The sequence below is a fragment of the Lysobacter sp. Hz25 genome, from assembly GCF_046097045.1.
Lineage (GTDB): Bacteria > Pseudomonadota > Gammaproteobacteria > Xanthomonadales > Xanthomonadaceae > Lysobacter > Lysobacter antibioticus_B.
This window is the reverse complement of sequence record NZ_CP175666.1, coordinates 5,179,346-5,205,439: the sequence shown is the minus strand read 5'-3', so window position 1 is coordinate 5,205,439 and position 26,094 is coordinate 5,179,346. Positions and strand designations below refer to the sequence as shown.

At 67.5% G+C, this 26,094-nt stretch carries 19 protein-coding genes; 10 read left to right on the top strand and 9 right to left on the bottom strand.

Going from position 1 to position 26,094, the window contains the following annotated elements; all coding sequences use genetic code 11:
• Positions 1-171 precede the first annotated feature (171 nt).
• A complete protein-coding gene (locus tag ACKN61_RS21525; RefSeq protein ID WP_408951162.1) occupies positions 172-1,551 on the top strand; it encodes a glutamate--cysteine ligase in 1,380 nt (459 codons plus the stop codon).
• Positions 1,552-3,302: 1,751 nt separating this feature from the next.
• Here the strand turns inward: ACKN61_RS21525 and ACKN61_RS21520 are convergent.
• On the bottom strand, positions 3,303-4,229 hold the full coding sequence (locus ACKN61_RS21520) for a DMT family transporter (RefSeq protein ID WP_408951161.1): 927 nt from the start codon (positions 4,227-4,229) through the stop codon (positions 3,303-3,305).
• 66 nt (positions 4,230-4,295) lie between these two features.
• Here ACKN61_RS21520 and ACKN61_RS21515 point away from each other — a divergent pair, with 66 nt between their 5' ends.
• The 7 genes from ACKN61_RS21515 (at position 4,296) to fghA (ending at position 13,176) form a co-directional block, all read left to right on the top strand.
• Entirely contained in the window at positions 4,296-5,216 is a 921-nt protein-coding gene (locus ACKN61_RS21515; protein WP_408951160.1) for a LysR family transcriptional regulator, read from the top strand.
• Positions 5,217-5,350: 134 nt separating this feature from the next.
• Positions 5,351-6,106 carry a tetratricopeptide repeat protein gene (locus tag ACKN61_RS21510; protein WP_408951159.1) on the top strand — a complete coding sequence of 252 codons (756 nt, stop codon included), beginning with the start codon at positions 5,351-5,353 and terminating at the stop codon, positions 6,104-6,106.
• 297 nt (positions 6,107-6,403) lie between these two features.
• Positions 6,404-9,151, top strand: coding sequence for a phosphoenolpyruvate carboxylase (gene ppc / locus ACKN61_RS21505; RefSeq protein WP_408951158.1), 2,748 nt, complete (start codon positions 6,404-6,406; stop codon positions 9,149-9,151).
• A 1,323-nt stretch (positions 9,152-10,474) separates the two neighbouring features.
• Positions 10,475-10,750, top strand: coding sequence for a formaldehyde-responsive transcriptional repressor FrmR (gene frmR, locus ACKN61_RS21500; RefSeq protein WP_031370984.1), 276 nt, complete (start codon positions 10,475-10,477; stop codon positions 10,748-10,750).
• An 86-nt stretch (positions 10,751-10,836) separates the two neighbouring features.
• Complete coding sequence (locus ACKN61_RS21495; protein WP_408951157.1) at positions 10,837-11,946, top strand: S-(hydroxymethyl)glutathione dehydrogenase/class III alcohol dehydrogenase; 1,110 nt, start codon at positions 10,837-10,839, stop codon at positions 11,944-11,946.
• 8 nt (positions 11,947-11,954) lie between these two features.
• The gene (locus tag ACKN61_RS21490) at positions 11,955-12,263 is read left to right on the top strand and encodes a hypothetical protein (RefSeq protein WP_408951156.1); all 309 of its coding nucleotides are present in this window, start codon (positions 11,955-11,957) and stop codon (positions 12,261-12,263) included.
• Between the two features lie 82 nt (positions 12,264-12,345).
• On the top strand, positions 12,346-13,176 hold the full coding sequence (gene fghA, locus ACKN61_RS21485; protein ID WP_408953887.1) for an S-formylglutathione hydrolase: 831 nt from the start codon (positions 12,346-12,348) through the stop codon (positions 13,174-13,176).
• A gap of 65 nt (positions 13,177-13,241) precedes the next feature.
• Here fghA and ACKN61_RS21480 read toward each other — a convergent pair whose 3' ends face one another.
• Together ACKN61_RS21480 and ACKN61_RS21475 are read right to left on the bottom strand one after the other, a co-directional pair.
• The gene (locus tag ACKN61_RS21480; protein ID WP_408953886.1) at positions 13,242-13,586 is read right to left on the bottom strand and encodes a hypothetical protein; all 345 of its coding nucleotides are present in this window, start codon (positions 13,584-13,586) and stop codon (positions 13,242-13,244) included.
• A gap of 92 nt (positions 13,587-13,678) precedes the next feature.
• The gene (locus tag ACKN61_RS21475; RefSeq protein ID WP_408951155.1) at positions 13,679-14,476 is read right to left on the bottom strand and encodes a helix-turn-helix domain-containing protein; all 798 of its coding nucleotides are present in this window, start codon (positions 14,474-14,476) and stop codon (positions 13,679-13,681) included.
• Between the two features lie 119 nt (positions 14,477-14,595).
• On the opposite strand from ACKN61_RS21475, the gene ACKN61_RS21470 reads away from it, so the two are divergent.
• Together ACKN61_RS21470 and ACKN61_RS21465 are read left to right on the top strand one after the other, a co-directional pair.
• The gene (locus ACKN61_RS21470; protein ID WP_408951154.1) at positions 14,596-16,017 is read left to right on the top strand and encodes an FAD-binding oxidoreductase; all 1,422 of its coding nucleotides are present in this window, start codon (positions 14,596-14,598) and stop codon (positions 16,015-16,017) included.
• 5 nt (positions 16,018-16,022) lie between these two features.
• Positions 16,023-16,877, top strand: coding sequence for a class I SAM-dependent methyltransferase (locus ACKN61_RS21465; protein ID WP_408951153.1), 855 nt, complete (start codon positions 16,023-16,025; stop codon positions 16,875-16,877).
• A 44-nt stretch (positions 16,878-16,921) separates the two neighbouring features.
• Here the strand turns inward: ACKN61_RS21465 and ACKN61_RS21460 are convergent, their stop codons facing one another.
• The 6 genes from ACKN61_RS21460 to ACKN61_RS21435 form a co-directional block, all read right to left on the bottom strand.
• Complete coding sequence (locus tag ACKN61_RS21460) at positions 16,922-20,386, bottom strand: amidohydrolase family protein (RefSeq protein ID WP_408951152.1); 3,465 nt, start codon at positions 20,384-20,386, stop codon at positions 16,922-16,924.
• A gap of 453 nt (positions 20,387-20,839) precedes the next feature.
• Positions 20,840-21,784, bottom strand: a complete 945-nt coding sequence (locus ACKN61_RS21455; protein WP_031370993.1) for a DegV family protein — start codon at positions 21,782-21,784, stop codon at positions 20,840-20,842.
• Between the two features lie 98 nt (positions 21,785-21,882).
• The gene (locus ACKN61_RS21450) at positions 21,883-22,509 is read right to left on the bottom strand and encodes a 2-hydroxychromene-2-carboxylate isomerase (RefSeq protein WP_408951151.1); all 627 of its coding nucleotides are present in this window, start codon (positions 22,507-22,509) and stop codon (positions 21,883-21,885) included.
• Between the two features lie 26 nt (positions 22,510-22,535).
• Positions 22,536-22,940 carry a DUF1761 domain-containing protein gene (locus ACKN61_RS21445; RefSeq protein WP_031370995.1) on the bottom strand — a complete coding sequence of 135 codons (405 nt, stop codon included), beginning with the start codon at positions 22,938-22,940 and terminating at the stop codon, positions 22,536-22,538.
• A 324-nt stretch (positions 22,941-23,264) separates the two neighbouring features.
• Complete coding sequence (locus ACKN61_RS21440; protein ID WP_408951150.1) at positions 23,265-24,611, bottom strand: amidohydrolase family protein; 1,347 nt, start codon at positions 24,609-24,611, stop codon at positions 23,265-23,267.
• Complete coding sequence (locus ACKN61_RS21435; protein ID WP_408951149.1) at positions 24,608-26,074, bottom strand: amidohydrolase; 1,467 nt, start codon at positions 26,072-26,074, stop codon at positions 24,608-24,610. The genes ACKN61_RS21440 and ACKN61_RS21435 overlap by 4 nt, the downstream gene beginning before the upstream one ends.
• Between the last annotated feature and the right edge of the window lie 20 nt (positions 26,075-26,094).

Genomic DNA, 26,094 nt, shown 5'->3' with positions numbered 1-26,094 from the left:
ACGTCCCGCATATCCAGACCGTGATTCAGACGATGTTGCAAGCGGCCGGCCTTCGTACAGCGAGGCGCCGGCCGTGGCCGCTAGACCGTTTCGCGACGGCCGGCGGCCCTCCGCGCCAGATGCGCGAGCAGGGCATCCCGCCTTGCAGCAGGTTTTACCAGCGAGGTGGATGTGTCCGGTCCCAGCCAAGTCAAAGATATTGAGATTCCCGATATCAAGGGCGGCGGTCGCGCCATGCTCGTCGAGTACCTGGCGTCGGGCGCGCGCCCGGACTCGGACTGGAAGATCGGCACCGAGCACGAGAAGTTCGGCTTCCGCACCGACGACCTGCGCCCGCCGACCTTCGACGGCGAGCGCGGCATCGAGGCCTTGCTGAAGGGGCTGGTCCAGTTCGGCTGGACACCGGTCGAAGAGAAGGGCCGGGTCATCGCCCTGACCCGCGACGAGGCCTCGGTCTCGCTGGAGCCGGCCGGCCAACTGGAACTCTCGGGCGCGCCGCTGGCGACCCTGCACGACACCTGCGTCGAAGCGGCGACCCATCTGCGCGAAGTGCGCACGGTGGCCGAGCCGATGGGCCTGGGCTTCCTCGGCATGGGCTTCCAGCCCAAGTGGCGCCGCGACGAGATGCCTTGGATGCCGAAGGGCCGCTACAAGATCATGCGCGAGTACATGCCCAAGGTCGGTTCGCTCGGCCTGGACATGATGACCCGCACCAGCACCGTGCAAGTCAACCTCGACGTGCGCGACGAGGCCGACATGGTGCGCAAGTTCCGCGTCTCGCTGGCCCTGCAGCCTATCGCGACCGCGTTGTTCGCCGACTCGCCGTTCACCGAGGGCAAGCCGAACGGCTATCTGTCTTATCGCTCGCATATCTGGACCGACACCGACCGCGACCGCACCGGTCTGCTCGACTTCGTGTTCGAGGACGGTTTCGGTTACGAACGTTATGTTGACTACCTGCTCGACGTGCCGATGTACTTCGTCTACCGCGACGGCGAGTACATCGACGCCAGCGGTCAGTCGTTCCGCGATTACCTCGACGCCAAGCTGCCGGCCTATCCGAACCAGCGCCCGACCCTGAAGGATTGGGCCGACCACACCACCACCGCGTTCCCGGAAGTGCGTTTGAAGAAGTACCTGGAGATGCGCGGCGCCGACTCCGGCCCGTGGAACCGCATCTGCGCCTTGTCGGCGTTCTGGGTCGGCCTGCTGTACGACGCCGAAGCGCTCGACGCGGCCTGGGACCTCGTGCTCGATTTCACCCCGGCCGAGCGTCATGCCCTGCGCGACGGCGTGCCGCGGCATGGTTTCCAATTGCCGTTCCGCGACAGCAACGTACTCGAACTGTCGCGCCGCGCGCTGGAGATTTCCGCGCACGGGCTGAAGCGTCGCGCGCGTTTGAACGGTAATGGTGCCGACGAGTCGATCTACCTGGAACCGCTGATGGAATTCGTCGCGATGGGCAAGAGCCCGGCCGAGCGCAAGCTCGAGTTGTTCCATGGGGCGTGGGGTGGGAATGTGGATCCGGTGTTCAAGGAATTCGCGTACTGAGTTCGCTCGGCGGATCGCACCCTCGGTCGCGGCGACATAGCCCCTGTAGGAGCGGCGTGAGCCGCGACCACGGAACGCGCAGAGGGTGCGTCGCCTTCGTCGCTGATCGAAACCTCGAAGCTATCGCAGGGTAGGAGCGGCATCCTACTGGATTTCCTTCGGTCACAAGCCGCGACCGCGCTATCTCGGTTTCGCGTCGTCATCGGCCGCAGCTTCGTTGGTGCTGTGCGTCGCCCAGCACTCGCGAAGGCAATCGAAGACCCGAAGGGCGGCCCGCAGGGATGCGGGCCGTTTTTCATCGGGACAGGGATGTCCCGTATGAAAAATCCCTGCGTCGGCACCGCTCGTGCGGGCCTGTGATTCAAAACAAAAGCATTTTTCTTTGGTGACTTTTGACCGAAGGGAATCCAGACGGACTTTTGTTGCTTTAGACAAAAGAAAGTTACCCGCCGCTTTAGTGGCGGAAGCTTTTATCGTTTGGTCTTGCTTCCATTAAAGCCACAGGCAAGTGCGAAGTACCCCTGTAGGAGCGACGTAAGTTGCGACCACGCTCTGCCGGCCTCCGGCACAACCCTTCAAGAAAGAGCAGAGCTTCCGTCCGCTACGCGGTCGGGTTACTTTCTTTTGCTAAGCCCAAAAGAAATGTAACCAAAGAAAAGGGCTCTCCTTGCAAGGGCACAGGCCACGAGTGCGATGCCCGCGCCGGGATTTTCCGATAAGACGTCCCTGTCTTATCGGAAAACGCCGCACGTCCTGTGCGGCGCCCTCCGGGTCTCCAGGTGTTCTCGCAAGTTCGGAACTGCGCCAAGCTTTCACGGCAACGGCAACGGCAACGGCAACGGCAACGGCAACGGCAACGGCAACGGCAACGTTTGGTGGTTCGCGCCTGCTCTTGGGTAGGAGCGGCGCGAGCCGCGACCGCGAATCTACGGCTGCCGGCGTGGGTGATCGTGGCGGCGTGGTCGCGATTTGTGACCGAAGGAAATCCAGTAGGGCGCCGCTCCTGCCCCTTGAACCGTCGTGGCTGCAGGATTGCTGTTGCTGTTGCTGTTGCTGTTGCCGTGCGTCGCCCAGCACTCGCGAAGGCAATCGAAGACCCGGAGGGCGGCCCGCAGGGATGCGGGCCGTTTTTCATCGGGACAGGGATGTCCCGTATGAAAAAGCCCCGCGTATGCACCGCTCGCGCGGGCTTGTGATTCAAAGCAAAAGCATTTTTCTTTGGTGACTTTCTTTTGTTGCTTTAGACAAAAGAAAGTTACCCGCCGCTTTAGTGGCGGAAGCTTTTATCGTTTGGTCTTGCTTCCATTAAAGCCACAGGCAAGTGCGAAGTACCCCTGTAGGAGCGACGTAAGTTGCGACCACGCTCTGCCGGCCTCCGGCACAACCCTTCAAGAAAGAGCAGAGCTTCCGTCCGCTACGCGGTCGGGTTACTTTCTTTTGCTAAGCCCAAAAGAAATGTAACCAAAGAAAAGGGCTCTCCTTGCAAGGGCACAGGCCACGAGTGCGATGCCCGCGCCGGGATTTTCCGATAAGACGTCCCTGTCTTATCGGAAAACGCCGCACGTCCTGTGCGGCGCCCTCCGGGTCTCCACTTGACCGGCAAAGCGGCAAAGCAGATCAAAATCTCGGCAACGGCAACGGCAACGGCAACGGCAACGGCAACGGCAACGGCAACGGTTGGTGGTTCGCGCTTGCTCTTGGGTAGGGGCGGCGCCAGCCGCCGCCGCATCGCTTCAATCTCGCACCGTCTCTCAATCGCGCTTCGCACGCGCTCCGCTGCGCAATGCCGCGACCGCTCCGATCACGATCAACGCTGCGCCCGCCAGCGTAGACGGCCGTGCGGGGTGGGCGAACAACAGCCAATCCAGGGCGGCGCTGACCGGCACGGCGACGTACATCAGCGGGGCGAGGGTGGAGGCGTTATCCATGCCGCGGTAGGCGAGGTCGCGCAGGGACTGGCTGCCCAGGCTGCACAGCGACATGCCGAGCAAGGCCAGTACCAGCACCGTCGTCGATTCGGTCGTGAGCGGTTGCGAGGGCAGGTGGCCCAGGCCGAGGGCGGCCAGGGGCAGGCCGACCAGCGAGGCCTGCATATACAGCTTGAACTGGTTGCGGAACGGCGGCTGGTGCTGGGCGCTGCGGTAGAACAGCACCTGCGAGGCGGCCATGGCGAAGCCGCCGAACAGCGAGATCAAGGCGGTGCTCTCCAAGCCGCGCAACGCAGGTTGCAGGACCACCAGCACGCCGGCGAAACCGATCGCCAGGCCGCACAGCGCCGCCGGGCGCAGGCGCTCGCCGAGCCAGACGCGCGCGATCAGCGGGATGAACAAGGGCCCGGTGTTGTACAGCAGCACCGCGTGCAGCAGGTCGCCGCGCATCGCCGCCAGGACGAAGCAGCCTTGCGAGATCACCACGCACACTGCCCGCACCCAGCCCGGCCGGTCGGCGCCGGACCAGACCGCGCGCCAGTCGTCGCGGCGCGCCAACGCGACCAGGCACAGGCCCGGGATCATGAAGCGCAGCCAGGTCACCAACTCCGGCGGCAGGCCGCGGGTGTAGCGGCTGAGCAGGGCGAGCAGGGCCAGGCAGATCGAGGCGCTGGCCATGAGGCCGGCGCGCATTGCCAAGGGGCGGGACGGTGCCGGCGCGGCGGCGAGCGGCAAGGGGGCTGCAGTCATGTGGTAAATCTAGACAGTCACTCGGTTCGTATAAACCGAGAAATCCAAGAGTAGCGGTAAGTAAATATGACCACTTCCGATCCACCGTCGCGGCGCCTCCCGCCCCTGCGCGCCCTGCAGGCCTTCGCCGCCGTGGTGCGCTACGACGGCATGCGCCGCGCCGCCGAGCGCATGCACCTGAGCCATGCCGCCCTGAGCCAGCACGTGCAGCATCTGGAGGAAGCCTTCGGCCTGCGTCTGCTCGACCGCAGCGGCGGGCGGGCGCGGCCGACGCCGCTGGGGCGCGAATACGGCGAGGCCCTGATCGCCGGCTTCGAGCAGATCGAAGCGGCGACCGCGCGCCTGCGCATGCGCGGCGACGAGGGGCGGCGGTTGATCCTCGGTGCGCCGACCAGCCTTGGGGTGAGCCTGCTGCTGCCGCGCATCGAAGAATTTCCCGCCTACGCCGGGCTGGACCTGCAGCTGTTCTGCCCGGCGACGGCGCAGGACTTGGCGCAGGGGCGCATCCACGCTGCCTTGTTGCACCGCGAACCGCAGGCCGACGGTTTGCACGGCGAGCTGTTGTTCGAGCAGGCGATGCTGCCGGTCGCGGCGCCCGAATTGCACGCGCGGCTCGATCGCGAGCGCTGGTGGCAGGATCCGTTGCCCGGCGTGCGCCTGCTGCATGTCGTCAGCGACGGTTGGCGTCATGACTGGCCGACTTGGTTCGGCGAGGATCCCGCAACCTGGCCTCTGCCGCATCTGCGCCTGTCTTCGCCGATGCCGGCGCTCAGTGCGGTGCTGGCCGGGCAGGGCATCGCCTTGATGTATCCGCGCCTGATCGCCGAGCGCCTGACCAGCGGCGAACTGCTGCCCTTGCCGCTGCCGCAGCCGGCGCCGGTCAAGCGCGTCTATCTGGCCTGGTTGCCGGAAGCGCAGGGCAGCGCGCGCCTGGGGCATTTGCGCGACTGGCTGGGCGGCTTGTTGCGGGCCGACGACGATGCCTAGCGCGCGCCGGCCAGGCCGGTCGAAGCCGCGGCGGATGCCGGCGCTCGAAGCACACCGAGGGCAGCGGCGCCCCTCTGGCGCGGCGGCTGCCGAATCACCACACTAGCGCCCGAATATCTCGCAAGGATCGCGTCATGCCGTATCTGGGGCTGGGGTTGCACGTCATCGTCGCGTTGTGTTTCGCCGTGCACGTGGTGCGCAGCGGGCAGGACCGTTACTGGTTGATGATCCTCTTCATGTTTCCGCTGCTCGGCAGCGTGGTCTATGGCTTGGCGATCTGGCTGCCGGAGCAGCGCCACAGCCAGCACGGCCGCGCCCTGGTCGGCAACGTGCGGCGCCTGCTCGATCCGGACCGCGAGTTGCGCGAAGCGCAGGATGCCTACGAGACCGCGGCCACCACCGACAACCGCCTGCGTCTGGCCGATGCCTTGCTGGGCAAGCAGCGCCCGGCCGATGCGTTGCCGCTGTATCGCGCTTCGCTCAGCGGCATCCATCGCGACGATCCCGACATCCAGGTCAAGCTGGCGCAGGCCTTGCTCGAAAACGGCGAGGCGGCGCAGGCGCAGGCCGTGCTCGACGAACTGATCGCGCGCCGTCCCGACTTCCGTTCGCCCGAGGGGCATTTGATCTATGCGCGCGCCATTGCCGCGCAGGGCGACCGCGCCAAGGCCCGCGACGAGTTCGAGACCCTGCTCGGCTACAGCAGCGGTTTCGAGCCGCACGTGCGCTATGCCGAAACCCTGGTCGCTTGGGGCGAGCTCGGCCGCGTGCGCGAGCTGTGCGTGCAGGCGCAGACGCGGGCGAAGCGCTTGCCGGCCTATGCGCGGCGTATGAACAAGCCGGCGTTGGACCGTCTCAAGGCGCTGGAGAAGCAGGCGTCGGCGCCGTGATGGGCGCGACGCCCGCTAATCGTTTCTTGTGAAATCGTTTCGTTTGTAATCGATGGCGCCGCTAGAACCGATACGCATATCGGTAGAACCGGCGCGCTGCGAAGTCTCGACGACGGTCTCGGTGGCGGCCGCGGGTAAATGCTGTGTTCCTCCGGAATTCCCAGCCCGCAAGAGCTAAAGCGGCGTCCGCCGCGACGACCGGCGTGCTCGTGCGTACCTCGCCGCGGACGCTGGACAGCGCGATACGCCCCAGCGGGCGGCAACGCAGTCGCCGCGCCGGTGTTGTAGCCTTGTCGGATGAATGTCCTCCTCGATACCAGCGACGAACCGTTGCGCGCCGTAGACTTCGCTTCCACCGACGCGCTGCTGCGCGACGACGTCAAGATGCTGGGCGCGCTGGTCGGCGAAATCCTCGCCGAACAACGCGGGCCGGGCTTCCTCGACGAGGTCGAGCGCTTGCGCCGCGCGGCCATTCGCCGGCGCGAGGCGCAGGCCCCGATCGGCGCACTCGCCGAAGCGCTCGCCGACACCGATCTGGACCAGGCCAGCGACCTGGTGCGTGCGTTCGCCACCTATTTCCAGGCGGTGAACCTGGCCGAACGCGTGCACCGCATTCGTCGCCGCCGCGACTACGAGCGCAGCGGCGCCGGCGCGCAGCCGGGCGGTTTGCGCGATGCGCTGGGCGTGCTGTCGCGCCAGGGCGTCAGCGCCGAAGAAGTGGCTGCATTGTTGCCGCGTTTGCGCATCGAACCGGTGTTCACCGCGCACCCCACCGAAGCGGTGCGGCGCGCCTTGCTCGAGAAAGAACGCCAGATCGTCGGTTGTCTGGTCGACGATATCGACCGCGGCCGGACCCCGGCCGAACGCCGCGCCGACCGCGAACGCATCCGCGTCGCCCTCACCGCGAGTTGGCAGACCGCAGAGGCGCCCGCGGCCAAGCCGAGCGTTGCCGATGAGTTCGAGCACGTCGGTTTTTATCTGTCCGACGTGCTGTATCGCGTGCTGCCGGTCTACTACGAAATGTTCGAGGAGGCGCTGCGCGAAACCTATGGCCCGTTCGCGCCGTTGCCCGACGTACTCGGTTTCGGCACCTGGGTCGGCGGCGACATGGACGGCAACCCGAACGTCGGCGCTGACACCATCGCCGCGACGCTGTCCGGGCAACGCGCGCTGGTGCTCAACGCCTACCGTCGCGAACTGGGCACCTTGGCCGAACTGCTGAGCCAATCGGTCACGCGCGTGCGCATCGACGATGCCGTGCTGGCCCGCGTTGAGGACTACCGCTACCAATTGCCGAAGGCGGCGCAGCTGCTCAAGCCGCGTCACGCCGACATGCCCTACCGCAACCTGCTCAGCCTGATGGCCGCGCGCCTGCAGGCCACGGTCGACGAGAGCGTGCACGGCTATCCGGATGCGGCGACCTTCCTGGCCGACATCGCCCTGATCGAACGCAGCCTGGCCAACAACCAGGGTGCGCACGCCGGCAGTTTCGCCGTGCGCCGCCTGCGCCGCCGCGCCGAATGCTTCGGCTTCCATCTCGCCAGCCTCGACCTGCGCCAGGATTCGGGCACCCACGATGCCGCGCTGGCGGCGCTGCTCGACCTGCCCGAGTGGGCGTCGCTGGATGTCGCCACGCGCGCCGCGCGTCTGCACACCTTGCTCGACGGCGATGCGCCGCCGGCACGGGCCGCGGCCGGCCCGGCTCAACCCACCCTCGACGTGTTCCGCGCTGTCGCCCGCCTGCGCCCGCGCTACGGCGAGCGCGCCTTCGGCCCCTACATCGTGAGCATGAGCCGCAGCGCCGCAGACGCCCTGGCGGTGCTGGCCCTGGCCAAGACCGCCGGCTGCGTCGATCGCGACGGCCGCGTGCCGCTCGACGTCGCGCCCCTGTTCGAGACCGTCGACGACCTCGACGCCGCCGCCGACACCTTGCGCGCCTTGTTCGCCGATCCGATGTACCGCTCGCATTTGCGCGCGCGCGGCAACCGCCAGGTGGTGATGCTCGGTTATTCCGACAGCGCCAAGGACGGCGGCATGGTCGCCTCGCGCTGGGCCCTGCACCGCACCCAAAGCGCCCTGACCACCTTGGCCGCCGACAGCGGCGTGCGCATCGCCTTCTTCCACGGCCGCGGCGGTTCGATCAGCCGCGGCGGCGGCAAGACCGAGCGCGCGGTGATCGCCGCACCGCGCGGTTCGGTCGACGGTTATTTGCGCCTGACCGAACAGGGCGAGGTGATTCACCGCAAGTACGGCATCCGCGCGCTGGCCTTGCGCAATCTCGAACAGACCACCGGTGCGGTGCTGCGCGCGACCCTGCGCCCGCGTCCGCCGGAACCGCGCGGCGACGGTTGGCGCGCGATGGCCGCCGAACTGGCCGCCGACGCACGTGCCCACTACCGCGCGCTGGTCCATGAGGACGAGTTGTTTCCGGCCTACTTCCGCGCTGCCACGCCGATCGATGTGATCGAGCGGCTGCGCATCGGTTCGCGTCCGGCCAAGCGCGCCGGCATCGGCGACATCGGTTCGCTGCGCGCGATCCCCTGGGTGTTCGCCTGGTCGCAGAACCGCGCCGGGCTAACCGCCTGGTACGGCGTCGGCACCGCGCTCGAACAGGCCCTGGCGCGCCACGGCCGCGAGGCCTTGAACGAGATGTCGCGCGACTGGATGTTCTTCGGCACCCTGATCGACGACCTCGAAATGGTACTGGCCAAGTCCGACCCGGCGATCTTCGAACGTTACTCGATGCTCGCCCAGGACCTGCCGGAAGGCGACCTGCATGCGCGCTTCCATCCCGGCATCGCCGAAGAATTCGAGCGCACCCGGCGCGCGGTGCTGGCGATCAAGGGCAGCGACGAATTGCTGACCGGCGACCACCGCCTGCGCCAGTCGATCCGGCTGCGCAATCCCTATGTCGACCCGATCAGCCTGCTGCAGGTCGACCTGCTTGCGCGCTGGCGCGCCGCCGGCCGTCCCGACGATGCCTTGCAGCAAGCGCTGGTGGCGACGGTCAATGGCATTGCGGCGGGTGTGCAGAATACGGGTTGATTAGGGGTTCGGGATTCGTGGTTTGAGATTCGGTTATGCCGTACTCCCAGGGTAGGAGCGGCGTCCTACTGGATTTCTTTCGGTCACAAGCCGCGACCGCGCTGCGTCGTTCCCGCGCCGTTACCGTCCCTCCTGTAGGAGCGGCGTAAGCCGCGACCACGGCCTCGCACCTACGGCGCAGCTGTGGGTTCGCAGTCGCGACTTACGTCGCTCCTACGGAAAGCGGTGCAACCAAGGGTAGGGCGGCGTCCTACTGGATTTCCTTCGGTCACAAGCCGCGTCCGCGCTGCTTCGGTCTCGCGCAGCTACCGCCCCTCCTGTAGGAGCGGCGTAAGCCGCGACCACGGCCTCGCACCTACGGCTTAGCTGTGGGTTCGCAGTCGCGACTCACGTCGCTCCTACAGAAAGCGGTGCGACCAAGGGTAGGAGCGGCGCAAGCCGCGATCGCGTTGTGTCCTATTGCGGCGTCTGTGGCTGTAAGACGATGAAACAACTGCAAGAGCAACTGCAAAGCTTCCGTCCGCTACGCGGCCGGGTTACTTTCTTTTGCTAAGCCCAAAAGAAAAGTAACCAAAGAAAAGGGCTTTCCTTGCAAGGGCACAGGCCACGAGTGCGATGCTGTCGCCGGGATTTTTCGATAGGACATCCTTGTCCTATCGAGAAACGGCGCACGTCCTGTGCGGCGCCCTCCGGGTCTCCATCTGTCTCGCGAGTGTTTCGCCCCGCCAAGCTCTTCAGCAACCGCAACCGCAACCGCAACGCGGGGCTAGGGATGGTGTCGACCCACGTCGCTAATGCCCTTGCTGTGCGCCATCTCAGCCTCGCGAAGGCAATAGAAGACCCGGAGGGCGGCCTGCATGGATGCAGGCCGTTTTTCATCGGGACAGGGATGTCCCGTATGAAAAATCCCCGCGGATGCACCGCTCGTGCGGGCCTGTGATTCAAAGCAAAAGCATTTTTCTTTGGTTACCTTTCTTTTGTTGCTTATGACAAAAGAAAGTAACCCGCCGCTTTAGTGGCGGAAGCTTTTAGCGTTTGATCTGGATCTGGATCTGGATCTGGATCTGGATCGTGCGGGAACGATACGCCGCGAAACACGTTACAGCGTGGTCGCGGCTTACGCCGCTCCTACAGAGGAGCCCGGCAGCGACGCGAGATCGAGGCATGGCGGTCGCGGCTCGCGCCGCTCCTACCCTGGGCGCGCTGCAGCCCTGGGCGACATCGCCAACGCGGCGCAACCGAATCGGCAATCCCAAATCCAAGCCGCCCCTGATACTATCCCCCAGTATGGTAACCGGCCCGCCGTGGCCGCCGAGGTGCCGCATGCCGCATTCGCCCGCCGAGAAAAAACGCGTCCTCGCCCGGGTGCGCCGCATCAAGGGCCAGACCGAAGCCCTGGAGCGCGCGCTGGAGCAGGGCAGCGAGTGCGCGGCGGTGCTGCAGCAGATCGCGGCCATCCGCGGCGCCATCAACGGGCTGATGTCGGAAGTGCTGGAAAGCCATATCCGCGAAGAGCTCGGCCAGGCCGCGTCGTCGCAGAAGAACCGCAGCGCCAGCATCGACGAAGTCGCCGCGTTGGTGCGCTCGTACCTGAAATAGAGATTCGATCGAACACCGCCGCGTCGCCCGTCGCGACGCCGCACACCGCATCCCTCCCGCCACACGGGACGTCATTGGAGAACGCCATGAAAAGCCGCGCCGCCGTCGCCTTCGCCGCCGGACAACCCCTGCAGATCGTCGAGATCGACGTCGAGCCACCGCGCGCCGGCGAAGTGCTGGTGCGCATCACCGCCACCGGCGTCTGCCACACCGATGCCTTCACCCTCAGCGGCGACGACCCGGAAGGCCTGTTCCCGGCCGTGCTCGGCCACGAAGGCGGCGGCGTGGTGGTCGAAGTCGGCGAAGGCGTAACCAGCGTCAAGCCGGGCGACCATGTGATCCCGCTGTATACGGCCGAATGCCGCAAGTGCAAGTTCTGCCTGTCGGGCAAGACCAACCTCTGTCAGGCGGTGCGCGCGACCCAGGGCAAAGGCGTGATGCCGGACGGCAGCAGCCGCTTCAGCTACAACGGCCAGCCGATCCATCACTACATGGGCTGCAGCACCTTCAGCGAATACACGGTGGTCGCCGAAGTCTCGCTCGCGGTGGTCAACCCCGAGGCGCCGTTGGAAAAGGTCTGCCTGCTCGGTTGCGGCGTCACCACCGGCATCGGCGCGGTCCATAACACCGCCAAGGTCCAGCCCGGCGACACGGTCGCGGTGTTCGGCCTCGGCGGCATCGGCCTGGCGGTGATCCAGGGCGCGGTGCAGGCCAAGGCCCGGCGCATCATCGGCGTCGACACCAATCCGGGCAAGTTCGAGTTGGCCAAGAAGATGGGCGCGACCGACTGCGTCAATCCGAAGGACTTCGATCGCCCGATCCAGGACGTGTTGGTCGAGATGACCGACGGCGGCGTCGATTTCAGCTTCGAGTGCATCGGCAACGTCAACGTCATGCGTTCGGCGCTGGAGTGCTGCCACAAGGGGTGGGGCGAGTCGGTCATCATCGGCGTCGCCGGCGCCGGCCAGGAGATCAGCACGCGTCCGTTCCAACTGGTTACCGGGCGGGTTTGGCGCGGTTCGGCTTTCGGTGGGGTCAAGGGCCGCACCCAGTTGCCGGGCATGGTCGAGCAGGCGATGAAGGGCGAGATCGACCTCGACCCCTTCATCACCCACACCCTGCCGCTGGAACGCATCAACGAAGCCTTCGACCTGATGCACGAGGGCAAGTCGATCCGGACCGTGATTCATTACTGAGCGCGGCGATGAAGCACGTCCAGGTCGTCGACGGCGCCGATAACTGCGTCTACGACGTGTATGCAATCGACGACGAGGGGTTCCGGTGCTTGTTTCCCGACGGGCAGGACGTCGCTTTTATCGATGAAGTGCTGGCCAGAGGCGATCCGGACAGGCTGGATGCCGTATTCGAACGGCTCTGGAAACAGCGCGTGGCCAAGCACGAGATCATCGGCCTGCATGGCTTGCTGTTTTATGGGTTGGAGCACAAGAAGGCTTACTATCCCGACCGCACCGATGCCGGCGCGATCAATCCGAACGGATCGCGCTTGCGTTGAGCTTGGGATGCGGTAGCAAGCGTAAGGCCGACAAGGCGCCCCGCAGGGGCCAATGAAGGCCAACAAGACCACCGAGGACGCCATGGAAAAAATCGAATCGCACGCTTGCTTCGGCGGACGCCAGGAAGTCTGGAGCCACACCGCGACCACGCTGGGCTGCCCGATGCGCTTCGGCGTATACCTGCCGCCGCAGGCCGAGCACGAAGACTGCCCGGTGCTGTACTGGCTGTCGGGCCTGACCTGCACCGAGCAGAACTTCATCACCAAGGCCGGGGCGCAGCAGTACGCGGCCGAGCACGGGTTGATCCTGGTCGCGGCCGATACCAGCCCGCGCGGCGAGGGCGTGCCGGATGCCGAAGGCTACGATCTGGGCCAGGGCGCGGGGTTCTATCTCAATGCGACGCGGCCGAAATGGGCGGCGAACTTCCGCATGTACGATTACGTCGTCGACGAGTTGCCGGCCTTGGTCGACGCGCATTTCCCGACCACCAGCGCGCGGGCGATCAGCGGCCACTCGATGGGCGGCCATGGCGCCCTGATGATCGCGCTGAAGAACCCCGGTCGCTACCGCAGCGTGTCGGCGTTCTCGCCGATCGCCGCGCCGTCGCATTCGCCCTGGGGCGAGAAGGCGTTCACTGCCTATCTCGGCGAGGACCGCGAAGCGTGGAAGGCCTGGGATGCGACGGCCTTGGTCGGCGCCGCGCGCGAGAAACTGCCGCTGCTGATCGATCAGGGCGGCGAAGACGAATTCCTGGTGCCGCAGCTCAAGCCCGAGTTGCTGCGCGTGGCCTGCGAAGTCGCTAAGCACCCGCTCGAACTGCGCATCCGGCCCGGTTACGACCACAGCTATTACTTCATCGCCAGCTACATCGGCGAGCACATCGCGCATCACGCGCGCGCCTTGCACGGCTGAGCCGGTCTCGCCGTTGGGCGCCGTTGCGAACCGCGACGGCGCCGGGAGTGCCTGTACGGCCGCGCTCAGGCGGCGGTGACGTCGCGCAATTCCCAGCCGCTGCCGGCGAGCAGACGCAGGCGATGCTTGATGACCGCACCCGACAGGCCCGTGGTGATGATCAGCTCCACGTGCAGATCGCGCTGAGCCCCTCGCGCCGAGGCATTCGGATCGGTCGCGCCCAGTGTGGGGTCGACCTCGTCGGGCTCGGGCTGCTTCGCGCGCCAGCGCTCGAACAAGCCGTCGCTGCGCAGCGCGGTCTGCAATTGCTCGGCGAAGCCTTCCGCGCTGACCGCGGTGAACGACAGCGACGCATCGCTGCCGCGCGCGCGTTGCGCATCGGGAAGGCTGATGTAGTAACGGGTGGCCATCATGGCGTCTCGAGCGGGGGGTGCCGCTAGCCTAGGCCGGCAAACATTGTTGGTTTGTGAACGCGCGAATTCGGCAAGGAGGCGGCGGTCGCTCAGCGGGCCGCGACGCGCGGCCGCCGTCCCCGGCCGGGTACGGGCGCATCGCGTTCGTCGCCGTACTCGCTGCGCAGGGTCTCGATCAGCGAGTAGACCCAGGGCCGCGTGGCCAGCAACAGGCCGACGCTGCGCCGCTTCGACGGCGGCAGGCTGAGGTCGAGTTCTGCGGCTTCCTTGAACTCCGCCTGCAGGCGTTCCAGCTTGCGCCGCAGCACCGCCAGCGAGGCCGCGCCCAGTTCGCGGATGTCCAAGGCCAGCAGAGCATCCGACGACTGAAATCCATCGAGCAGGAACTCGCGGCTGGCCGCGCCCAGGTAACGTGCGCGCACGGGCCCGTCGTCGCGCCAGGAGAAGTCGCGCGGCACGCGCAGGCGCACCTTGTCGCCGGGCAGCAATTCCGCCAGCCCCAATCGGTCCAGGCGCGCCAACAGGCGGGTCAGTTCCGGCGCGCTCAGGTCGAAGCCGGAGCGGATCGCATCGGTGCGCCAGCCTTGGCAGAGCAGGTGGAACACGGTCATCAGTCGCGGCGACCGCGCCAGTTCCGCTTCCTGTTTCGGGCTCAGATGGCGGGTCTCGTCGCGCGCACCGCGCGCACGGCGTGCGAGCTCGAAGAAGTCCAGGTCGAGCACGGCGCAGATGCGCTCCAGCCGCTCCAGGTCGATGCGTCCGTTCGACAACAGGCGTTTGACGGTGGGCTCCGACAGGCCCAGCGCGCGGGCCAGGTCGGCGTAGCGCCAGCCGCGTTCCTTGAGCACGGTCTTGAGCGCAGCGAGCAGGCGTTCGCGTTCGGCCATGGCGGGAAGGTGCGGGCAGTCGGGATGCCGGGGATCATAATCCGATACCTGATCCAGCGGAGTTGCGATTCTCGATACCGGTCGGCCAAGGTGGGCCGGCCTCGTCAACGGTATCCGTCATGCCCGCCGTCATCGCACCGCCCTGCGCGCCGACCCTGCACCTCAACGACGTCCACTCCGGCCTCAACCGCACCGCAGTCGCCGGCCTGCTGCAGCCGCGCAGCCTGGAACAAGCCTGTGCGGCGGTGCGCGATTGCGCGCGCCTGGGCCGTTCGACCATCGCAGTGGGTGCGCGCCATGCCATGGGCGGCCAGCAGTTCCTGTCCGGCGGCTGGCTGCTGGACACTTCGGGACTGGACCGCATCGTCGATTTCGATGACGAGCGCGGTCTGCTCACGGTCGAAGCCGGCGTGCAGTGGCCGGCGTTGCTGGAATGGCTGGCGCGGCATCCGGGCAACGCCCGCGGCTGGACCATCCGCCAGAAGCAGACCGGCGCCGACGGCTTCAGCCTGGGCGGCGCGTTCGCATCGAATATCCACGGCCGCGGCCTGGCCTACGCTCCGTTCGTCGAAGACGTCGAGTCGATCGTGCTGATCGACCATCGCGGCGATGCGCGCATCGCCGACCGCGAGCGCAATGCCGAATGGTTCGCGCTCGCCGCCGGCGGCTATGGTCTATTCGGTCTGGTCGCGCGACTGACCCTGCGGTTGGTGCCGCGCACGGTGCTGCGGCGCGAGGTCGCACTGCTGCGGGTCGGCGAGTTGATGCCCCACCTGCAGGCGGCGATCGCCGAGGGTTGCAGCTACGGCGACTTCCAGTTCGCTATCGACCCGAACAGCGACGACTTCCTCGACCTGGGCATCGCGTCCTGCTATCGGCCGCTCGCCGACGCCGCGCCCGACCCCGCGCCGCGCCATCTCGGCGGCGAAGATTTCGCCCATTTGCTGCGCCTGGCGCACGTCGACCCGAGCCGCGCGTTCGCCGAGTACGCGGCCTTCTATCTGGCCACCGACGGTCAGCGCTATGCCTCCGACAGTCAGCAGGCCGGCGTCTACCTGGACGGCTACCACGCCAGCGTCGACGCGGCGCTGGGGCATTGCGGCTCGGAGATGATCACCGAGCTGTACGTGCCACGCGCGCGTCTGGCCGGGTTCATGGCCGCGGCCGCCGACTGCCTGCGACGCCACCGCGCGCAGCCGATCTACGGCACCGTGCGGCTGGTGTGCGCGGAACGCAGCAGCATGCTGGCCTGGGCGCGCGAGGACTGGGCCTGCATCGTGTTCAATCTGCACGTGCGCCACGATCCGGCCGGACGCATCGCCGCCGCGGTCGCGTTCCGCGCCCTGATCGACGAGGCCCTGGCCTGCGGCGGCAGCTACTACCTGACCTACCATCGCCATGCCACGCGCGATCAGGTCGAGGCAGCCCATCCGCAGTTCCGCGCCTTCCTTCGCCGTAAGCGCGAGCTGGACCCGGACCGGCGTTGGGACAGCGACTGGTTCCGCCATCACGAAGCGCTGTTCGCGCGGGGCGACGAATGAAGGGCTTGTCCACCGCGATGCTGGTCGCCGCCGCCACCGCGCAGCACGGTTACGGCAGAGTCGAATCGACGCCGCAGGCGCAACTTGCCCGGGCCTGCCTGGAGCGCTGCGGTACCAGCGGCCGCGGCCTGTTGCGACTCGTCGATCATGCCCTGGGCCGCGTTTGCGTGAGCGTGCTGGAAACGCTGGCCCTGCCGGGCTTGCGCGGGCACTACGCCTGGCGCAAGCGGCGCATCGCGCAATGGGCCGACCGCGCTTGCGCGGACGGCGCGGCGCAGGCGGTGTTGCTCGGCAGCGGCTACGACGGCCTGGGTTGGCGCCTGGCGCAGCGGCACCCGATGCTGCGAGTGTTCGAACTCGACCGCACCGATAGCGTGGCGATCAAACGCGAGGCGTTGCGCCAGTTGCAAGCGGACATGTCGCGTTTGCGGCTGCTGGGGACCGATCTGGAACGCGACGATGCGCTGGGCACGCTCCTCGCCGATCCCGCTTTCGATCCCGATCGGCCGACCCTGTGCGTGGCCGAAGGCGTGCTGATGTATCTGTCGTCGGCGCGCGCGCAGCACCTGCTGCGCGGATTGGCGCAGGGTCTGCCGCATCCGATCCTGATCGCCACGGCGATGGAACCGTGGTGTGGCCGGCCGCGCTTCCGCCGCGAACGGCCGTGGGTGCGCGGTTGGTTGCAGCGGCGCGGCGAGCCGTTCCGCTGGGGCTGCGAGCGCGGCGCGATCGGCGCATGGCTCGGCGAGTGCGGCTGGAGGCTGCGTGCGCTGGCCGAGCCGGGCGACCCGGACGATCCCGATCCGAGTCCCGGCGAATGGCTGTTCCTGGCCCATTGCGCGGCGGCGCCGCCGCGTTAATCCGACTAAGTGCGCGGCGGCTCCGCCGCCGCGCTGGTCGCGCCTCAGTCTTCGTGCGCTGCGTGCGCCTCGTGCGGGCCATGTCCCTTCGGGCAATGGCAGACCGAGGTCGGGCCGAATTCGATGCCGAAGGTCTGGCCGTCGCGATGGCGCTGCCAGTAGAAGTTCGGCGCCTTCTCGCCCAGATTGCCGAGTTCGGCCATGTCGGCATCGACGTCGAACAAACGCCCGTCGACCATCACATAGCGGGTGTCGATGGTCGCGCGGATGTTCTCCAGCGGATTGCTGTTGAGCACCACCAGGTCGGCCTTCTTGCCGGCTTCGAGCGAACCGAGCTGCTTGGACAGGCCGAGATAATCGGCGCCGTCGATGGTGGCCGCGCGCAAGGCCTCGAAGTTGCTGAAACCGCCCTGCGGCAGCATCCAGATTTCCCAGTTCGCCGACAGGCCCTGCAATTGGCCGTGGCCGCCGACCTGGATCTTGACGCCGGCGTCGCGCAGCTTCTTCACCGACTTGGCGACCTGCACATGCCAGTAATCCCAATCCGGCGCGGTCTCGCGGCGGATCGAACGCGCGTCGAGGGTTTCGCGCGGGAAGAAGCGGTTGAGCTTCTTGTCTTCCCAGACGTTGTCGCGCGCATACCACCAGTACTCGCCGGACAGGCCGCCGTAGCTGACCACCAGGGTCGGGGTGTTGCGCACGTCGGTCTGCCGCCACAGTTCGACCACGTCCTTGTACAGCGGCGCGACCGGGATGTTGTGCTCGATGCCGGTAACGCCGTCGAGGATCATCGGCATATTGTGGTTGAAGGTCGAACCGCCTTCCTCGACCACCAGCATGCCCAGCTCGCGCGCGGCCTGGTTGATCTGCTGGTGCTGTTCGCGGCGCGGCTGGTTGTAACTCTTCACCGAAAACGCGCCGTTGGCCTTCATCCGGCGCAGGTGGCTGCGGGCGTCGTCGATCGAGTTGATCACCGCCTTGAAGTCGCCGTCGGCGCCGTACAGGATCGTGCCGGTCGAGAACACGCGCGGGCCGACCATCTTGCCGGCCTTGAGCAGCTCGGCTTCGGAGAACACGAACTCGGTGGTCGCCGAGGGATCGTGCATGGTGGTGATGCCGAAGGCGAGGTTGGTGTAGTAGGCCCAGTTCTGCTGCGGGACCACACCCTGGCCGAAATGCGCGGCGTGCGCGTGCACGTCGATATAGCCCGGCAGGATGGTCTTGCCGGTGGCGTCGATGACGCGCGCGCCGGCCGGCACCGCGACCGCGCCGCTGGCGCCGACCGCTTCGATCTTGTCGCCGCGCACCACCACGGTGGCGTCCTCGATCACTTCCTGCGCAGTCTCGGCGTTGCGCATCGTCACCACGCGCGCGTGGGTGAAGGCGACGGTGTCGCGCGCTGCGTACACCGGCAGATCGAGGCCGACGCGTACGCCGGGTTCGTCGGCCGACGGCTTGGCCGGCGTCGCCGGCGCGCCCGGCAGGAAGGCGAAGGCCTGGTTGAGCGGGCGCGAGTAATAACGATCGCCGACCATCCAATGCAGCGACTTCGAGTCGGCAGCCCAGTGCAGATAGCTGCCGACGTCGGCGCTGACCGGCGTCACCGGCATCGCCTTGCTGTCCTTGCTCAGTTCGACCGAGCTGCCGGTGGTCATCAGCGGCGCGACATAGGCGTTGAACAACTCGGTGAACGCCACCCACTTGCCGTCCGGGCTGATGCTGACCGAGTCGACGTACTTGAGGTTGTAGACCTCGCGCGGCTCCTCGCCGTGCAGGCCGACCGACATCAGCTTCTTCTTCAGGCCGCCGCCGGTGAGGTAATACACGCGGCTGCCGTCGGCGCTGAACTGCGGCGCCTCGCCGTTGTCGGCGACGCGGGTCGGCTTGCCGCCGTCGGCCGACTTCACGTAGATGCCGCGATCGGCCGACCACAGGCTGCCGGTGAGACCGCCGCCGCCGGTCTTGGCGTAGACGATGCGCTTGCCGTCGGGCGAGAAGCGCGGGCCGTAGTAGAAGCCCTTGTCCTGGGTCAGGCGCTTGCCGCCGCCACCGCCGGCGCTGGCGACGTAGATCGCGCTGAGCGCTTCGTCGGACCAGGTCGTGTACAGCAGTTTGCCGCCGTCGGCGCTGAAGCTGGGCTGGTATTCGTAAAGGTTGTCGTTGCCGGTGAGCCGTTCGGGCTTGCCGTCGGGCAGGCGCTTGCGCCACAGATGGCCGACCGCGTGGAAGATCAGGGTCTTGCCGTCGGCGCTGGTGGCGACGTCGCGGATCATCTTCGGCGCGAAGCGGCCCTCGTCGAGTTTCTGTTCGAAGCGCAACGGCTCGGCCACGGTCTGTTCGATCGACGCCTGGAACGGGATCGCCTCGGGCTTGCCGCTGGCGATGCCGACGCGCCACAGCTTGCCCTGGGCCCAGATCACCACCGACTTGGAGTCCGGGGTCCAGGAGAAATTCGCGTACGGCCCGAAGATCGCCCAGGCTTCCTGCATGTCGTGCGACAGCCCGTCCCAGACCGGGCGGGTTTCGCCGCTGGCCAGGTCGAGCACGTGCAGCACCGACTTGTCGCGGATGCGTTTGACGAAGGCCAGCGACTTGCCGTCCGGCGACGGCTGCGGCCGCACCGCGCCGCCGGGCGTGCCGATCACGGTTTCGCTCTTGCCGGTTTCGCGGTCGAAGCGCTTGATCGCGTAGACGGTGTCGTGGACGTTCTTGTTGTACTGGAAGGCCGGGCCGGCGCTGACGTCTTCGGAGTAATAGACGTAGCGGCCGTCCGGCGACAGCGCCGGTTCGCCGAGGTCCTGCTGATCGTTCTTCTGCTTGGTCAGTTGCAGGCCGCCACCGCCGCCGGCGGCGTGATAGATCCACAACTCGCCGGCGCCGAGCGAACGCTCGCCGGTGAAATGCTTACGCCCGACCAGGAACTGGCCGTCCGGCGTCCACGCCGGGTTGTTGAGCAGGCGGAAGTCTTCCTTGGTCACCGCGACGGCGTTGCTGCCGTCGGCCTTGATCCGCCACAGGTTGTTGCCGCCGCCGCGGTCGGAGGTGAAAGCGAGTTCGCGACCGTCGGGCGACCAGCGCGGCTGCACGTCCCAGGCAGGGCCGCTGGTGATGCGCTTGGCCTGACCGCCGCCGATCGGCAGCCGGTACAGATCGCCGAGCAGCGAGAACACGATTTCGCGACCGTCGGGCGACACGTCCAGGTCCATCCAGGTGCCTTCGTCGGTGTCGAAGCGCACGGTCTTGGTCTGGCCGTGCGGCGCCGTGACGTCCCACTTCTTCTCGTCCTTGTCGCCGGGCTTGCCGACGCCCTTGGCGGTTTGCGCCGAAGCGCGCGCCGGATCGGTGCCGGCGGGTTTCAGCGCGTCCTGTTCCAACTGGGCGGCGGGCGCATCGCCTTGTTTCTCACCTTGTTTCTTGTCTTGCGGTGCGGGTTGCGGCGGGGTCTGGGCATAGGCCGGGACGGCGAGCGCGCTGGCGAGCGCAAGGGCGAGCAGGCGGTGATTGGGCATCGAAGCGGTTACCTGGGGCTGACGATGGATCGAGCCTAACCCGCGCCGATGCCTGGACACCTGGGCTAAAAGTCGTGCTTGGCGGGGTATGGCGAGATGTCGCTGTCGCCACGCCGTGCGAGCAAAGCAAATCTCCCCCAACCCCTCTTTGCCAAAGAGGGGAGTGCTGGCGTCGGGTCGGGGAGGATGAACTTCTTTCGAGCTGCATCGCTCTGCAAACAAGAGGTGCTGGCGGCTAGCGGGGCCGAACTGCCGGCGCTCGAATGGAAGCCGTGGACCTCGTGTAGCCGATGCTGCCTTCGAAGCAAGAGCGACGGTGGCCAGTTCTAATGCATCGACGAGGTGTCGTTCTTCCCGGCAAAGCTAATCCGCTCCCCTCTTTGGAAAAGAGGGGTTGGGGGAGATTTGCTCTTGGCGCCGCCGCATCCGCATCGACGCTCCAGCCGCGCCCGCTCAGCCCTTGAAGTCGGCCTGCTCGGCGGCGAAGCCGACCACCACCGCGCCCTTGCCGACGTTGACCATGCCGGTCAGGCTCATGACGCTTTCGAACAGCTCGACGTTGCTGTTGCGGCAGGCTTCGCGCAGGCGCTCATAGCCGGGCAGGGCGTGCAGTTCGGCGAGTTCGCCGCCGTAGCTGACGCACACCGTCGGCGTCAGCAGCCCGGTCTGGGCCTTGTGCGCGGTGAACTCGAACAGTTTCTGCGCGGCGTTCTCGTAGCCCTTGATCTTGGCGACCGGGCCGGTCTCGCCGCGGTTGCAGTGCAGCACCGGCTTGATGTCGAGCGCGGTGCCGAGGGTGGCGCTGAGGAAGCTGACGCTGCGGTCGCCGCGCACGCGGGTGCGCGCGCGCAGGTAGTTGAGGTCGCGCGGGATCAGATAGCCGTGGGTGTGCAGGGCCAGGTGCTCCAGGCGCGCGCGGATCTTCGGCGCGCCTTCGCCGGCGGCGCGCAGGCGCACCGCTTCGACCGCGGTGATGCCCTGGGCGGCGAACAGGTTGAGGGTGTCGATCACCCGCAACGCGAACGGCGTGTTGATGCCGGCCGCCGAACGCACCGGCTTGTAGTCGTTGAGGATCGCGAAGCTGGCCTGGTTGGCGTTCTCGTAGACCGGGCTGCGGGTCTTGGTGATCGTCATGCAGAACACGTAGTCGTAATCGATCACGAGCTGGCTGACGAACAAGTCGCGCACCTGCTGCACGGTGTAGGGCGTGGTCTCGGCCTCGAAACCGCGCTCGGCCAGGTGCGTGTGCAGGAATTGCAGGGTGGCCTGTTCGTTGCGATGGTCGGCCAGTACCGCCTGGCCGATGCGCACGGTGATCGGCAACAGATGGATGTCGTGCCGTTCCAGATATTCCAACGGCAGATCGCAAGCGGAGTCGACGACGATTCCAATGCGCATGTTCCCCCCCGGGTAGGGCGCGTGGTGATCGGATAGGACCGCAGCATACCTTTTTGAGACATGAGTCACGCGTGAGCGCGCTCCGGGGCTTGCGTCGTTCAGGCGCGGCGACGTATCCCCACCGGCAGTTGCTTCAAACGCTGCATCTCCGGGTCGTCGAGCAATTCGGGATGTTGCAGTGCGTCAAGAGCGAAGTCGTGGGCGTCGTTGCCCCAAAACAACTCATCTCCAATGCTCAACGTAGGGACACCGAAGACACCGGCCACCAACGCGGCCTCGGTGTTGTCGCGCAGCGCCGCCTTGATCGCGTCGGCGCCGAGCGCTTCGGCCTCGACCCCGAGCGCATCGATCACCGGTGCCAGTGTTTCGGCGCTGTCGCCGGCCTCGCCGCGCCGCCAGATCCAGTCGAAGATCGCATCGACCGCCTCGGGGGTGGAGCCGGCGACCAGGCACAACCGCAGTGCGGCGAGCGGGTTGAACGGATGCGCCGGCGGGAAGCGCAGGGCGACGCCTTCGCGCCGCGCCTGCCACAGCACGTGCCGATAGGTGAACTCGCGTTTGCCGACGATTTCGGCCGGGCCCTTCTGGCCGCGCGCCTCGAGCACGGCGCCGAATGCGACCGGCACCAGTTCGATCGCGCGCTCGCGCACCATAGGCCTGAGCTTCGGCCACTGCAGGTAGGAGAACGGCGAGATGAAGTCGAAGTACCAGCGCAGCGCGGTCATGGTCGGGTCTCTTATGGTCGGCTCTCTTACTTCCAGGCGCCGAGGATCAGGCCGTACAGGGCGAACTGGAGGATGTGGTAACCGGCATCGATCATCCACAGCATCAGGCTGCGCTGGGCAAAGGCGTAGTTGATGCCGAAGCTCATCGAGACGAAGAACAGCCCGACCACGAAGCCGACCCCGAAACCGTCGGCGGCATTGGCGCCGGGCGGCAGGAACACCGCGAACATCAGCGCGGCGAGAAAGCTGCAGGCGATGGCGGTGGCGAACACCCGGCCGGGGTGGCCGGGCTTGGCGTCGGGATCGACGCCGGCTTCGCGGCACCAGCGCTTCTTGAACAAGGGCCCGTACCAAAGCCCGCCGAGCAGGAAGGACGAGGCGGTCGCCGCGAGGATCGCCAGCCAGTTGAGTTGCAAGAGGGATGCGGTCATCGCGGTGTTCTCCGGGTGTTGGGGTGAATCGGCACCGACCGATTCCCGGTGCGCGATGTCGCGCGGCAGCTCGCCGCAGCGGGCTCGGGGAAAGGTCGGGACGGGCGGCGATCCTTCGTCGGCCGACGACAGGATACGCCTGGGTCGTCGGAGGCGGTGGCATGGGCCATGCCCGCGGACCGCCCCCGTGTAGGAGCGGCGTAAGCCGCGACCGCGTTCTTGCAGCTTCGTCGTCGCCGTGGATTCGTGGTCGCGGCTTACGCCGCTCCTACAAAGGCCGGGCGGATTCGCCGGTCGCTTCGATCAAGCGGCCGGGCCGCTGCCTCAGCGCGCCGGCGCCGGATACGCGCGCGGCAGGCCGGTGTCGCCGTGCAGGTAGCGGTCGCGCAGTTCGGTCTGGCGGCTGCGCATCTCGATCGCGCGGCCGTCCATCCACACTTGCAGGGCGACCTGGGCGACATCGAGCGGGTCGCCGCTCCACAGCACCAGATCGGCGCGCTGGCCCGGGGCGATGGCGCCGACCTGGCCGGCCACGCCGAAGGCTTCGGCCGGCACCCGGGTCAGGCCGGCCAGGCCGTCGGCCCAGGGCAGGCCCGCGGCGACGGCGTTGCCGGCGAGCTGGCGCACCTTGCGCGCGTTGTGCGAGGCGCCGCCTTCGCTGAAACCCACCGCCACGCCGGCCGCGCGCAGGCGCGCGGCGTTCTCCATGCTGGCGCCGACCTGGTCGAAATCGCTCGGCAGGTTGGACAGCGGGTTGACGAACACCGGCACCTTGGCCGCGGCGAGCTGCGGCGCGAGCCGCCAGGCCTCGCCGCCGCCGGCGATGGCGATGCGCAACCGGTGCCGCGCCGACCAGCGCAGCAACTGGCGGATGTCGGCGGCACGGTCGACGCCGAACACGATGCGGCCGCCGCCGTCGAGGTATTTGAGCAGGGTCGAACGCCCGGCCGGGGTCAGCAGCGCGGCGTGGTGGCCGGGTGCGATACGGCCGCGCGCCTCGTCGATCAACTGGTCGAGGATCATCCACTGCGCCGCGCGCGAACTGCCGCTGAGGCCCAGGCCGTCCTTGCCCAGGCGCACGAACAACACGCGCGGGCCGATCGGGTCGGGGCCGCCGTCGAGCCGTTCGACGCCGCCCTGGCCGGCGACGATCGAGCCGCCGGTGGCGGTGCCGACGCCGAGCAGGGTCCAGCCGATGCCTTCGATGCGCGCCACCGGGATCAACACCGAGTCGGGGTTGTAGGCCAGGGTCACGTCGAACTCTGGCCGCACCGTCATTTCCTTGGTGTCGGCGCCCAGCGCGACGGTCTGGTCGACCGTGGATTTTTCGCCGGAGACTTCTTCCAGGCCGATCTCGGTGATGCCGCCGAACAGGGTCGGGGTCAGCGGCCGGCCTTCGGCTTCGACGACCTGGGCGCCGGCCGGCGCCGACAAGCCCTTACCGACCGCGCGCACCACGCCGTTGCCGACCAGCACGTCGGCGTGTTCGAGCGAGCCTTGCGCGGTCGCGGTGTGCACGGTGGCGTTGCGGATCAGGACGTTCTGCGCCGCGGCGCCGAAACTCGCGCAAGCGCCGAGCAGGGCGAGCAGCAGCGCGCTGCGACGCAGCCCGCGGGGTGCAAGGTTCGCTGCAACGGCGCACGACAAAGGTTCGATCCCGCGACGGTTCATCGCACGCCTCCGGTCTGCGTCGCCGGTTGCCCCAGCAGAAAGTCCGACTTGGGTTGCCGCGACGGGTCGGCGCGGTCGTAGACGCGCGCGCCGTCGACATAGACCTGCTCGGCCTTGGCGTAGACGCTGAAGGGGTTGCCGTTCCACACCACCACGTCGCCCATCTTGCCGGGCTCGAGGGTGCCGGTGCGCTCGAGGATGCCGAGCGCCTTGGCCGGGTTCTGGGTCAACCAGCGGATCGCCCGTTCCGGCGCGATGTCGATGCCGGCCAGGCGCGCATGCGCGATCACCTTGGCCGCTTCCTGGTTGAGGCGCTGGATGCCTTCCTCGGAGTCCGAATGCACGATCGCGCAGCTGTTGGCGGGGCGGTCGACGATGGCGATGTTTTCCTGGATGCCGTCGAAGGCCTCCATCTTGAAGCCCCACCAGTCGGCCCACAGCGCGCCGCACACGCCTTCGGCGGCGAGGCGGTCGGCGATCTTGTAGGCCTCCACGCCGTGGTGGAAGGCGCTGACCTTGAAGCCGAACTCCTTGGCCAGGTCGAGCATGGTGGTCATCTCGTCGGCGCGGTAGCAATGGATGTGGACGAGGATGTCGCCCTTGATCGCGCCGGCCAGGGTGTCGAGCTTGAGGTCGCGCTTGCCGCCGGTGTCTTTCTCGCTGTCGGCGCCGTTGCCGTTGCCGGGCTTGGCGCTGCTCTGCCACCAGCGCTTCTTCTGCGGCGCGGCGGCCTTCGGCGCGCTCTTGCGCAGGTATTCGCTGGCGTCGATGAAGGCGGCGCGGTAACCGGCGACATTGCCCATGCGCGTGCCCGGCGGCGTGTTGCGGCTGCCGTAGACGCGCTTGGGGTTCTCGCCGCAGGCCATCTTCAAGCCCCACGGCGCGGCCGGGAATTTCATCGCCTGGTAGCTGGTGGCCGGGACGTTCTTCAGCGTCACCCCGCGTCCGCCGATCAGGTTGGCCGAGCCGGGCAGGATCTGCAGCGAGGTGATGCCGCCGGCGAGCGCCGCGGCGAAGCCGGGGTCCTGCGGCCACACCGAATGCTCGGCCCAGACGTTCGGGGTGACCGGGCCGGTCATTTCATTGCCGTCGGCGTGCGCGCCGACGCCGGGGCTCGGGTACACGCCCAGATGCGAGTGCACGTCGATGATGCCGGGGGTGATCCACTTGCCGCTCGCATCGACGCGGGTGGCGTCGCTGGGCGCATCGAGAGCGCGGCCGACCGCGACCACCTTGCCGTCGCGCAGCAGCACGTCGGCGTCGTCGAGGCGTTGGCCGGCGCCGGTCAGCACGGTCGCGTGCTGCAGCAGCACCGGGCCGGCGGCGATCGCCTTGTAGGTGCTCGGATACGGGTCCTGGGTGAAACGCGAGGCGGACGCTGGCGAGGCCGAGGCGGGCGTGGCGGCCTGCACGGCGCCGGCGAGCAGCGCCAGGCCACAGCCGGCCAGTAGCGGTCGAAACATGGATTCCCCCAAGACAGAGC